We start from the raw sequence: 12,248 nt of genomic DNA, 5'->3' as shown, positions 1-12,248 counted from the left end.
TAAGTAGGCGCAAGCTTTGCAAGAAGGTCCCTCTCCATATGCAGAACATCATCCTTACCGTTCACCTGATCCTCGCGCTGTTGATGATCGGCGTCGTTCTGTTGCAGCGCTCCGAGGGCGGTGGTCTGGGCATGGGCAGCTCCGGTGGTGGCGCGGGCGGTGGTGTGATGACCGGTCGTCAGGCGGCCAACGCGCTGTCGAAGGCGACCTGGGTTCTGGCAGCGGGCTTCCTCATTACCTCGGTGGCGCTGACCGTTCTGGCCGCAAACGAGGCGGGCGAATCCTCGGTTCTTGACCGGATCGGTGTGGGCAATACGACAGCACCGGCCGCGGATGACACCAACACGACCGGCAGCGCGATCCCCGATGTGGATCTGACCCCGCCGCCGGCCACGGACTCGCCGGTAACGCCGCCTGCGGCCCAGTAAACGTGACCTTCAGTGCGCCCCCTCGGGCGCACTAGTTCTTGCGTATCTACGGATAAATTAGTCAACTGCTTGCGGTCCGATTGCGGGCTGACCGCGAATCATGTAAGCATCAAATCCCGTGATCCCGAAGCCATTGGCCTCGGGAATGTTTATAATTTTTGTCAGGTCCGATGCTGGACCGGCAGACCCAAGCAAACTCACGGGGGCTTTCATGGCACGTTATGTCTTCATCACCGGCGGTGTGGTGTCTTCTCTGGGGAAGGGGCTGGCATCGGCGGCGCTGGGGGCTTTGCTGCAAGCTCGCGGCTTTTCGGTGCGACTGCGCAAACTCGACCCCTATCTGAATGTCGATCCGGGCACGATGAGCCCGTTCGAACATGGCGAGGTTTTTGTCACCGATGATGGTGCGGAAACCGATCTGGACCTCGGTCACTACGAGCGTTTCACCGGTGTTCCGGCGCGCAAGACGGATTCGGTCTCTTCGGGCCGTATCTATTCGGACGTGCTCGAGAAGGAACGCCGTGGTGAATATCTGGGCAAGACCATCCAGGTCGTCCCGCATGTGACCAATGGGATCAAGGATTTTCTCGCCGTCGGCGATGACGAGGTCGATTTCATGCTCTGCGAGATCGGCGGCACGGTCGGCGATATCGAAGGGCTGCCCTTCTTCGAAGCGATCCGTCAGTTCGCGCAGGAACGTCCGCGCGGGCAGTGTATCTTCATGCACCTGACCCTGCTGCCCTATCTGGCGGCATCGGGCGAGCTGAAAACCAAGCCTACCCAGCACTCGGTCAAGGAACTGCGCTCGATCGGGTTGCAGCCGGATGTGCTCGTCTGCCGCTCCGAGCAGCCGATCCCCGAGAAAGAGCGCGCGAAGATCGCGCTGTTCTGTAATGTCCGCCCCGATGCGGTCATTCCGGCCTATGACCTGAAGACAATCTACGAGGCCCCCTTGGCCTATCACCGCGTGGGTCTGGATCAGGCGGTTCTGGACGCGTTCGGCATCTCGCCCGCGCCCAAGCCCGATCTGTCGCGTTGGGAAGACGTGATGGACCGGATGGATAATGCCGAAGGCGAGGTCAAGGTGGCCATCGTCGGCAAATATGTCCAGCTCGAAGATGCCTACAAGTCCATCGCCGAGGCGCTGACCCATGGCGGCATGGCCAATCGCGTGAAGGTCAAGGCCGAGTGGATCGATGCCGAGCAGTTCGAGAAGGAAGATCCCGCGACCTTCCTTGGCGAGTATAACGCGATCCTCGTGCCGGGTGGCTTTGGCGAGCGTGGCACCGAGGGCAAGATCCGTGCGGCGCAATTCGCCCGCGAGAAGAAGATCCCCTATCTGGGGATCTGCCTTGGTATGCAGATGGCGGTGATCGAGGCCGCGCGTAACCTTGCGGGGATCGAGGATGCGGGCTCGGAAGAGTTCGATCACGAGGCGGGCAAGCGCCGGTTCGAGCCGGTGGTCTATCACCTCAAGGAATGGATCCAGGGCAACCACCGCGTCGAGCGCAAGGTCAGCGATGACAAGGGCGGCACCATGCGTCTGGGCGCCTATTCCGCTGTGCTGAAGGCCGATTCGAATGTAGCCGCTGTCTATGGCACCACCGAAATCGAAGAGCGCCACCGTCACCGCTATGAGGTCGATGGCCGCTACCGCGAGAAGCTTGAGGAATGCGGTCTGGTGTTCTCGGGCATGTCGCCCGACAACCGCCTGCCCGAGATCGTCGAGCATAAGGACCACCCGTGGTTCATCGGTGTGCAGTTCCACCCCGAGCTGAAGTCGAAACCCTTCGCGCCGCACCCGCTCTTCTCGGGCTTTGTGAAAGCCGCGAAAGAGCAAAGCCGGTTGGTATAAGAAAAGGGGCCCTCGGGCCCCTTTTCATTTGGCGGTCTACAAACGCTTCTGTGCGGCCATTTGCATATTTCTTCCGCGTCTTTCGGGTGCATCAGGCGAAACCATGATCTAGCGTAACGGATTTCTGGGCGGATTTCTGGTCGGGTGCCCGGATCGGGCATATGATTGATCGGGCATGCTATCTGACACCCGAACCGGAGGCTGACATGACGACCATTACGGTTTTTCTGGCTATTCTTGGTGCGGTCCTTCTGGGCGCAATGAGCCCGGGGCCGAGTTTTGTCCTGATTTCCCGCCTGTCCCTCGCGAATTCCCGACGAAGCGGTATGGCCGCTGCGATCGGTATGGGGGCGGGAGGGGCCGTGTTTTCCGTTCTCGCTCTGGTCGGGTTGATCGCACTTCTGCAGCAGGTTGAATGGCTTTACTGGGGACTGAAGGTCTGTGGCGGAACCTATCTGGTCTTCCTTGGCCTGAAAATCTGGAGGCATTCGCGAAGCGTTATGGTTATGGCGGGAACGGATAGCTTGCAGATGCCGGGAGCCGCTAAGGCAAAGAGACAGGATTTTGGGAGTTTCGGTCTGGGCTTTGTGACGCAAATGGCCAATCCCAAGACTGCTATCGTCTATGCCAGTATCTTTGCGGCGATGTTGCCGGAGAACCCTGAACGGATGCTCATTTTCGCGCTTCCGGTCGCGGTGTTTGTTGTTGAGGCGGGATGGTATGGGCTGGTCGCGCTTGTCTTTTCGGCGCCGGGGCCGCAGCAGACCTATCTGCGGAGCAAGCGCTGGTTCGACAGGGCGGCGGGAACCGTGCTGGCGCTTCTCGGGCTGCGCCTGATCGTCGAGGAGATGCGCTAGGCCGCTGCGGCGCTCGTTTGCGGCTAGGGCGGGGGCCGATTTGCATCGGGGCATCGAGCCCCGCCACAAATCGAAAAGGGGCGCGGTGCGCCCCTTTTGTCTTAGCCCATCCGTTCCGAGGCATAAGAGCCCGGAGAAGCGGGGAAGACCACGGTTTTATTGCCATTGATGAAGGCGCGGTGGTGGATATGGGCATGGATCGCGCGCGAGAGCACCTGCGCTTCGACATCGCGTCCCAGCGACACATAATCCGCCGCCGATTGCGCATGGGTGATGCGCACCGTATCCTGCTCGATGATCGGGCCTTCATCAAGATCGGCCGTCACATAATGGGCCGTTGCCCCGATCAGTTTCACGCCCCGCTCATAGGCCTGTTTATAGGGGTTCGCGCCCTTGAACGACGGCAGGAAGGAGTGGTGGATATTGATGATCCGGCCTGACATCTTCTGGCAGAGATCATCCGAGAGGACCTGCATGTAGCGCGCGAGCACGATGAGGTCGGTGCCGGTCTCCTCCACCAGCGCCAGCAAGCGGGCCTCGGCTTGCGGCTTGTTCTCCTTGGTGACCTTGATGTGGTGGAAGGGGATGTCGTAATTGACCACGACCTTCTGGTAATCGAAATGGTTCGAGACCACTCCGACGATATCCACGGGCAGCGCGCCGATGCGCCAGCGGTAGAGGATGTCGTTGAGGCAATGGCCGAAACGCGACACCATCAGCATCACCTTCACACGCTCGGAGGGGTCGTGGAATTTCCAGGCCATGGCGAAGGGAGCGGCCACCGGATCGAAGCTCGCCGAGATATCCTCAAGCGCCATCCCGCCCTCGCTGCGGAAGGTTACGCGCATGAAGAACTGCCCGGTGAGCGCATCGTCATATTGCTGAGCGTCGATGATATTGCACGATTTTTCAGCCAGATAGGTGGTGACGGCGGCCACAATGCCGCGGGCTGTCGGGCATTGGACGGTCAGCACATAGGTCTGTTCGGCGCTCGGTTCGGCGGTTTTTTCGGGGGCGGTCATCGGAGATCCTCTCGCATGGCTGTTGCCATGACCTTCATCCGAACCGCCATTCCCTTCGCGGTGGTTTGCGACAGCCTGACGGGAAAAGGCGACGCAGGCTGGAGACATTCTCCAAAAGAAACGCCCGAAGCGCGGGCTTCGGGCGGGATCTGTCAGGTCTGTTTTCCGGTCAGATCTGCTTTTCCGGCAGTTGGACCACGAGGCCATCAAGCGCCTCGGTGACCGTGATCTGGCAGGTCAGGCGCGAGGTTTCGGGGTCGGGCTGATAAGCGAAATCGAGCATGTCCTCTTCCATGCTGTCCTTGGGCGTCAGCTTCTCGACCCATTCCTTGGCCACATAGACATGGCAGGTCGAGCAGGCGCAGGCGCCGCCGCAATCGGCATCGATGCCGGGCACGCCATTGTCGCGTGCGCCTTCCATCACGGTCAGGCCGGGTTTGACATCGATTTCGTGTTTCGTGCCGTTATGTTCGATATAGGTAATTTTTGCCATGGCTGTTTCCGCGCGCGCCCCGAAGTTTGCTTTGGTGTGTCTGGTGCTTCTGGTGTAGGGCAAGAGGGCGGGCTTGACCAGTGCATGCGGGCGCGCTTTGGTGCACAAGATCGGATGGATACCGGATGGCGTTGATGGGAAGATTTCTGGCGGGGCTGTGCACGCTTGCGCTCTTGGGGGGCTGCATGGATGGCGAGCGCCAGATTGCCCCGCGCGACGATGCAGAGATTCCACTGACGCTTGCCAATGAGTGGCGCGAGACGCCGCCCGACCCAAAGGCTGCGGGCTGCTATGCCCGTCAGACAAGCCCTGCGGTGGTGGAAACCGTCACCGAGCAGCGGCTGGTGAGCCCCGAGATCCGCGACCCGAAGACCGGCCAGATCACGCAGGCCGCCACATATCATACCGAAACCCGCCACGAGATCGTCACCGCCCGTGGCACACGCTGGTTTGCCGCGCCCTGTCCGCCGGTCTTCACGCAGGATTTCGTAGTGATGCTGCAGCGCGCGCTGGCGGCGCGGGGCTATTATCATGGCGGGTTGTCGGGGGTGCTCGATACGCCCACGGGGCAGGCGATCCATGCCTATCAGAAGGCGCGTGGGCTCTACAGCGCAACGCTTTCCACACGGGCAGCACAGGAGCTTGGCCTGACCATCTGGTCCGACCAGACAGCGCCGACATCCTCGGCCACGCCAGGCGTGGCATCGCCCTATCCGGGGCAGATGGGACCGAATTGACCTGAGCCCAACGACAAAGGGCGCCCCTTGGGGCGCCCTCCGGTTCTTGGCAGAGGCGGTGTTACTTCACCGGAAGAGCCACGAAGCGCGGCGCCCCCTCACGACGGATCAGCAGAAGGATCGACTTGCGCCCCTCGTCGGTGGCTTTCTTGATACGGTCCTGAAGCTCGGCAACCGTGGTCACATCCTCCTGACCCGCCTGCGCGATCACATCGCCCGGACGCAGCCCCTTGTCGAAGGCATCCGATTCCTCATCGATATCGCCGATCACCAGACCTTTGGCATCCGAGGACAGGTCCAGCTGGCCACGCAGATCGTCATCGAGCGGCTGTATGGTCATCCCGAGCACGGTGTCCGAGGTTTCGTCAGGTGCCTGCGCGGCTGCGGGGATCGGCTGCGCCTCTGACGTCTCGCGGCGGCCCAGCGTCACCATCAGGGTCTGTTCCTTGCCATCGCGCAGCACGACAACCTGCACCTTCTGGCCGATCGGCGCCCGCGCCACGCGGCGGACCAGATCGCGGGTATCGGTCACTTCGCCACCATCGAATTTGACGATCACGTCACCCGATTTCATGCCGGCATCCTTGGCCGGACCATCCGGCACATCCGAGACCAGAGCGCCCTTGGTCGAGGACAGGTTGAGCGCCTCGCTCATATCCGAGGAGACATCCTGGATCTGGACGCCGAGCCAGCCGCGGCGGGTCTCGCCATATTCCTTCAGCTGGGAGACGACATTCTGGACGACATTCGAGGCCATCGAGAAGCCGATCCCGATCGAGCCGCCATTGGGTGACAGGATCGCGGTATTGACGCCGATCACCTCGCCGTTCATGTCGAAGAGCGGGCCGCCGGAGTTGCCGCGGTTGATAGCGGCGTCGGTCTGGATGTAATCGTCATAGGTGCCCGACAGCTCGCGGTTGCGCGCCGAGACGATCCCTGCCGAGGCCGAGAAGTTCTGGCCGAGCGGGTTGCCCATCGCCATCACCCAATCGCCGACCCGCATCTTGTCGCTATCGCCGAAGGGCACATGGGGCAGGGGCTTGTCGGTCTCGACCTTGAGGAGTGCAATATCGGTCTTCGGGTCGGTGCCGACCAGTTTGGCGGTCTTGGTCGTGCCATCGAAGAAAGCGACCGAGATATCGTCGGCATTCTCGATGACGTGGTTATTGGTGACGATATAGCCGTCTTCCGAGATCACGAAGCCCGAGCCGAGGGCCTTGGAGTGATGTGGCTTCGACGGGCTTTGCTGGCCTTGATCGGGGAAGCCGAAATCGCGGAACAGATCATCGAAGGGGCTGCCTTCGGGGAACATCGGGTTGTTCTGGGTAGGGGTCGAGACGGTCATCGAGGTGGTGATCATCACGACCGAAGGCGAGACCTTCTGGGCCAGATCGGCAAAGCTTGCGGGGGCGGCTTCCGCAAAGACGGGGGTCGCGTGGATCGGGCCCATTGCGAGCGCTGCGGCGATGGCTGCGGCACCGACGGCGCCACGAAGGCTACGGCTGCTGCGTTTGGCGGACAGGAAGGCGGGTGTCTGGATTGTCATGCTCTCTCTTGCTCCGAAGATGCGGGTGGCCGGCACCTTTCGGCTTCCGACCTCGGTGACACGATTTAAGAACGCCACAACGGAAATCACAAATGAAAGCCCCGTCGCGACGGGACAATTGGCTGTGAAACGCCGGTGACCACCAATCTGCCAGAGATGTGATTTGGCACAAGGGGGTTCGTGAGGCGTTTGTTACCCAAGCTTAACCCATTCCGGGTGGTCTCCCGTTCATGGTCATTGGTCTATATCGCGAGACGCCAAGGAACGGTAGACATATCTCATGCGTCCCCGAATTGCCCGGAGGCACGGGGACCCCAAGAGGCTGCCGCGACACTGCCGGGCTGCAACGGGTCGATAATACGCCGGTTGCGCTTGCAGGTCAGGAGCGGGTAACATCAGCCGACGGTCAGGCTTGTCCTTCTTGCCAGAGCCGATCATGCCCGCAGGACGAAACCGCTGGCGGATAGTTTCGTCGGCGCGCGGATCGGTCTGCGAACGGGGCAGGCTACCATCCCATGCCCACCGACATGTGGCAGATCTGTCCGCGCTCGGGCCGGTGCGACCTCGGAGAGGATAAGGAAAAAGGCAGGCGGATCGCCTGCCTTTCCGGTTTTCACTTGGCCAAAATGCGATTGGGCCAAAACGCTACGAGGCCTGTGTGTTATGGGCCTGTGTGTTATGGGCCTGCGTGTTACGGGGCCTGCGTGCTGCCTGTCGCAGGGGGGCTCCCCGCAGAGGCCGTCGTGCCAGCGTCGGTTGCCGCGCTTGTCCCGAGCGATTTCAGGAAGCGGTCATAGTCGAAATAGAGACTATCCGGCTTAACCACGATCCGCGAACTGTCGGATTTCAGCGCCTTGGCATAGAAATCGAGCTGGCGCGTAAAGGCGAAGAAGGACGGGTCCTTGGAATAGGCATCGGCATAGATCTTGTTGGCCTGTGCCTGTGCCTCACCGCGCACGATCTCGGCCTGACGCTGCGCATCCGAGGTCAGCTCGGTGCGGGTCCGGTCGGCGCTGGCACGGATCCGCTGAGCGGCCTCGTTACCACGCGCGATCTCGTCCGCCGCTTCCCGCTCACGCTCGGCGCGCATACGGGCATAGGTCGCCTCGAGGTTCTGGTCGGGCAGGTCGGTGCGGGTCAGACGCACGTCGATCACCTCGACGCCCAGATCCTTGGCTTCCTCGCGGGCCTGATCGCGGATCTTCACCATCAGCCCGATCCGGTCATCGGACAGAACGGCGGTGGAGGGCACGCCGCCCAGCACTTCGCGGATCTGCGCGGTGATGATGTTATCGAGCTGCTGCTGTGCCCAAGGCTCGCCACGGCCACGGGTAGCGGTGTGGAATTTCACTACATCGGTAATGCGCCAGCGGGCAAAAGCATCCACCACGAGGCGGCGGTCATCGAGCGGTGTGACCTCCAGCGGGCGGGTGGTCAGTGACAGGATACGGTCCTCATAGGTGCGCACGGTCTGCACGAAGGGGATCTTGAAGCCGAGGCCCGGCGTCGTCTTGATCTCTTTTACCTGACCGAATTGCAGCACCAGTGCCTGTTCGCGTTCGTCCACGACGAAGAGCGAGCTGAGCCCGAGCGCGCCGACGATCACGACGGCGGGGATTGCGAGAGCGAGTTTCTGCATCAGTTCGACCCCCCGTTGGACGTAGTGGAGCTGGTATCGGAAGTGGCTGCGCGTTTCATGTCGGGCAGGGGCAGATAGGGCACAACGCCCTGACCGCCATCCGGCTCGTCGATGATGACCTTGTCGACGCCGCCCAGCACACCTTCCATCGTCTGCAGGAACATCCGGCGTTTGGTCACGTCGGGCGAATTGACATATTCGTTATAGACCGAGGTAAAGCGTGCGGCCTGACCTTCAGCCTCGTTCACCGTGCGCGCACGGTAGGCCTCGGCCTCTTCCTTCAGCTGGGCGGCCTGACCACGCGCCTGTGCGGTCACGCGGTTGGCGTAGGCATCGGCCTCGTTGGTCAGACGGTCACGCTCCTGTTGCGCGGCTTGAACCTGCCGGAAGCTGTCGATGACCTCCTGCGGCGGGTCGGCCTTGTTGAAGTTCACACGGATGATGTGGATACCCGAGTTATAACTATCAAGTGTGCCTTGGATCGCGCCTTCCAACGTCGAGCGGATCGCGCCACGGTCACGGTTGAGCACGGGCGCCAGTTCCGAGCGCGCGATGATGTCGCGCATGGCCGATTCGGCGACCGCGCGGATCGATTCCTGCGCATCGGCAAGGTTGAACAGGTATTTCGCCGGATCATTGATGTTCCAGACGACCTGAAACTGGATGTCGACGATATTCTGGTCGCCGGTCAGCATCAGGCCGGTATCGTTGGAGCCTGCACGCCCCATCCCGATATCGACGGTCTGTTCCAGATCGACGGGCAGGATTTCGTGGGTGACGATCGGCCATGGTGCGAAATTCAGACCGGCGGTCTTGGTGGCCGAGTATTTGCCCAGCGTCATCTCGACCGCTTCCTCGCCCTGCTGGACGGTATAGAGCGAGGACCAGCCCCACAGCAGAACCGCTCCTGCGACGACGATGCCGCCGATAGCCTTGAAACTGGGGCCGGGGTTCGGGCCGCGCGGGCCGCCAGTGCCACGGCCATTGCCGCCGCGTCCGCCCATCAGCACGCGCAGATGTTCAGAGCCCTTCTTCATGAACTCCTCGATCTCGGGGACATTTTGATCCTTGTTCGGACCGCGCTGTCCGGGGCGTTTGTCGGACCCGTTCGGCTTGTCGCCATTGTCTCCGCCGCCCGTTCCCCAGGGACCTGAATTGCTCATGAGACTCCTCACCTTTTCTTGATCTCTGCTGTGACTTGGGAAGGGAACCCAATTGTTTCAACCCTTAGCCCAGCAAAACTGCATGCGAGTTTGGCGCCCGCATGCGTTTTTTCGCGGAACCCGCCGCTCAAACGCTGCGGGTCGGGTTGCGCATGGTCACCAGCTCTTCGGCCATAGTCGGATGCACGGCGCAGGTCGCGTCGAATTGCGCCTTGGTCGCGCCCATTTTCATGGCGATCGCTACCATCTGGATCATTTCGCCCGCATCGGGGCCGACGATATGGCAACCGGTGACGACCTGGGTCTTCTGGTCGACGATCAGTTTCAGGAAGACCTTCTCGTCATTGCCGGCAAAGAGGCTCTTCATCGGCCGGAAGCTGGAGGTGTAGATATCGGCACCGGTGCCCTTGGCCTCTTCCTCGGTCACGCCACAGGTGCCGAACTCGGGCTGGGTAAATACTGCCGAGGCCACCAGATCATGGTCCATCTTGCGCGGGGTGGCGCCAAAAACGGTATCGGCGAAGGCATGGCCCTCGCGGATCGCCACAGGGGTCAGCTGGATGCGATCGGTCACATCGCCCACGGCAAAGATCGAGGGCACATTGGTCTGCGACCACTCGTCCACCAGCACCTCGCCACGCTGGCCCAGTTTTACGCCAGCCGCCTCAAGGCCCAGCCCTTCGGTCAGCGGCACACGGCCTGTCGCATATAGCACCGCATCATAGGTTTCCTCGGCTTCGCCCGCGATATGCACGGTGACGCTCTCGCCGGTTTTGGTCACGCGGTCGATCACATGGCCGGTGCGCATGGTAATGCCCGCGCGCTCCATCTGGCCAATAATCACATCGCGCGATTCCGCGTCGAACCCGCGCAGGAAGGGCGAGCGGTTGAGCACGCTGACCTCGGTGCCCAGCCCGTTCATGATGCCCGCGAATTCGCAGGCGATATAACCGCCGCCCACGATCAGCATTTTCTTGGGTAGGGTCTTGAATTTGAACATATCGTTCGAGGTCAGCACGTGTTCGCAGCCATCGAACTGGGGGACGAAGGGCTTGCCGCCAACGGCGATCAGGATGTGCTTTGCAGTGACAGAGCGCCCATCGGCCAGCGCCACCTCATGGGGGCCTGCAACCGTTGCGCGGCAATCATGGATGCTCACTCCCGCGCCCTCCTGACCCTTGCGGTAGAGCCCTTCGAGCCGGTCCAGCTCGGCCTCCAGCTTGCCGTGGAAGATGCCCCAGTCAAACGCGCCGATCTTGGCGTCCCAGCCATAGGCCTGCGCCTCTTTCACCGCCTCCGGATAGCCCGACGCATAGACCATCAGTTTTTTCGGCACACAGCCGCGGATCACGCAAGTGCCGCCCATGCGGTATTCCTCGGCCAGCCCGACCTTGGCACCATAGCCTGCCGCGATGCGCGCCGCACGCACGCCGCCCGAGCCGCCACCGATGACAAAGAGATCAAAATCGAAATCGCTCATGGGATATCCTTTACTTGGCCGCGCCGGCGCGGCTTTCGGGCCGCCGTGGCGGCCGCATGTCCTGTCTGTTGGAGCAGATATAGACCATAGCTTGACCGCTTTGGCCAGTGCAGGGCCGCGCAGGGGGGATGGCATGAAAAAGGGGGCTGTCGCCCCCTTCAAGTCTCACGCGGTCTGGCAGGTTATTTCAGATCGCCGAAGATGTTCTCGGCATCTGCAAAATCGATCTTCTCATGGGCCACTGTGCCCGCATTGATGTCGCGCACTTCGACGCGGCCCTCGGTATCGCCAATGATGACCATGTCGCAGATATCGATGAAGAGCCCGCTTTCCACGACGCCCGCAATCTGGTTCAGCGCAAGCGCCAGCTGGCGCGGATTGCCGATCTTGTTCAGATGGCAGTCGATGATGTGGTTGCCTTCATCGGTGATCAGCGGCGTGTCGCCATCCATACGCACGGTCGTCTCGCGGCCCAGCACATCCATCGAGCTCAGCACTTCCTCGATCAGGGTGCGGGTCACCGGCCAGCCGAAGGGGGTCACCTCGACGGGCAGCGGGAAGGCCCCCAGATGCGCGACTTCCTTGGAGGCGTCCGAGATCACGATCATCCGGTCGGAGGCGGTCGCCACGATCTTTTCCTGCAAAAGCGCCGCACCGCCGCCCTTGATCAGGTTCAGTTCGGGGTCGAATTCATCGGCGCCGTCGATGGTGAGGTCGAGCCATTTCGCCTCTTCGAGCGAGACGACCTTGATGCCCACTTCACGCGCCAGTTCCGCGGTGCGGGTCGAGGTGGGCACGCCGATAATGTTCAGCCCTTCCTCACGCACGCGCTCGCCCAGGCACCGCACCATCCATGCGGCGGTCGAGCCGGTGCCGAGACCGACACGCATCCCGTCCTCGATGAAATCCACCGCGCGGCGGGCGGAGGCGAATTTGGCCTTATCCATAGGGGAAAGCTCGGCGGGCATGGTTTTGCTCCTCAAAGATCCGTTCGCGCGGCTTATAGCAGACCTGCGCGCCCGTGCACG

Annotated in this window: 11 protein-coding genes; 4 read left to right on the top strand and 7 right to left on the bottom strand. The window is 61.8% G+C overall.

Features of this window, described 5'->3' with window-relative positions; all coding sequences use genetic code 11:
- Positions 1-38 precede the first annotated feature (38 nt).
- The 3 genes from secG (at position 39) to VSX56_RS02340 (ending at position 3,140) form a co-directional block, all read left to right on the top strand.
- Positions 39-428 (top strand): preprotein translocase subunit SecG, encoded by a 390-nt coding sequence (secG, locus tag VSX56_RS02350; protein WP_339112079.1) that lies wholly within the window; start codon positions 39-41, stop codon positions 426-428.
- Between the two features lie 211 nt (positions 429-639).
- Positions 640-2,283, top strand: a complete 1,644-nt coding sequence (gene pyrG, locus VSX56_RS02345; protein ID WP_339112080.1) for a CTP synthase — start codon at positions 640-642, stop codon at positions 2,281-2,283.
- A 206-nt stretch (positions 2,284-2,489) separates the two neighbouring features.
- Positions 2,490-3,140, top strand: coding sequence for a LysE family translocator (locus VSX56_RS02340; RefSeq protein WP_339112081.1), 651 nt, complete (start codon positions 2,490-2,492; stop codon positions 3,138-3,140).
- Between the two features lie 101 nt (positions 3,141-3,241).
- Here VSX56_RS02340 and purU read toward each other — a convergent pair whose 3' ends face one another.
- Together purU and VSX56_RS02330 are read right to left on the bottom strand one after the other, a co-directional pair.
- Positions 3,242-4,162: a formyltetrahydrofolate deformylase gene (purU, locus tag VSX56_RS02335; protein ID WP_339112082.1), complete on the bottom strand. Its 921-nt coding sequence runs from the start codon at positions 4,160-4,162 to the stop codon at positions 3,242-3,244.
- A 169-nt stretch (positions 4,163-4,331) separates the two neighbouring features.
- A complete protein-coding gene (locus VSX56_RS02330; RefSeq protein WP_339112083.1) occupies positions 4,332-4,655 on the bottom strand; it encodes a 2Fe-2S iron-sulfur cluster-binding protein in 324 nt (107 codons plus the stop codon).
- 134 nt (positions 4,656-4,789) lie between these two features.
- On the opposite strand from VSX56_RS02330, the gene VSX56_RS02325 reads away from it, so the two are divergent.
- Positions 4,790-5,392: a peptidoglycan-binding domain-containing protein gene (locus VSX56_RS02325; protein WP_339112084.1), complete on the top strand. Its 603-nt coding sequence runs from the start codon at positions 4,790-4,792 to the stop codon at positions 5,390-5,392.
- Between the two features lie 61 nt (positions 5,393-5,453).
- Here VSX56_RS02325 and VSX56_RS02320 read toward each other — a convergent pair whose 3' ends face one another.
- From VSX56_RS02320 to rpiA, 5 genes are all read right to left on the bottom strand, one after another.
- Entirely contained in the window at positions 5,454-6,938 is a 1,485-nt protein-coding gene (locus VSX56_RS02320) for a DegQ family serine endoprotease (RefSeq protein WP_434095998.1), read from the bottom strand.
- Between the two features lie 691 nt (positions 6,939-7,629).
- Complete coding sequence (hflC, locus tag VSX56_RS02315) at positions 7,630-8,577, bottom strand: protease modulator HflC (RefSeq protein WP_339112085.1); 948 nt, start codon at positions 8,575-8,577, stop codon at positions 7,630-7,632.
- On the bottom strand, positions 8,577-9,740 hold the full coding sequence (hflK, locus tag VSX56_RS02310; protein WP_339112086.1) for an FtsH protease activity modulator HflK: 1,164 nt from the start codon (positions 9,738-9,740) through the stop codon (positions 8,577-8,579). The genes hflC and hflK overlap by 1 nt, the downstream gene beginning before the upstream one ends.
- Positions 9,741-9,867: 127 nt before the next feature.
- Positions 9,868-11,220 (bottom strand): glutathione-disulfide reductase, encoded by a 1,353-nt coding sequence (gorA, locus tag VSX56_RS02305; RefSeq protein ID WP_350934539.1) that lies wholly within the window; start codon positions 11,218-11,220, stop codon positions 9,868-9,870.
- Between the two features lie 182 nt (positions 11,221-11,402).
- Complete coding sequence (rpiA, locus tag VSX56_RS02300) at positions 11,403-12,188, bottom strand: ribose-5-phosphate isomerase RpiA (protein ID WP_339112088.1); 786 nt, start codon at positions 12,186-12,188, stop codon at positions 11,403-11,405.
- Positions 12,189-12,248 lie beyond the last annotated feature (60 nt).

The sequence above is a fragment of the Thioclava kandeliae genome, from assembly GCF_040297545.1.
In the GTDB taxonomy this organism is placed as follows: Bacteria; Pseudomonadota; Alphaproteobacteria; order Rhodobacterales; family Rhodobacteraceae; genus Thioclava; species Thioclava kandeliae.
Note: the sequence above shows the minus strand (reverse complement) of the source record. Positions and strands in the feature narration are given on the sequence as shown.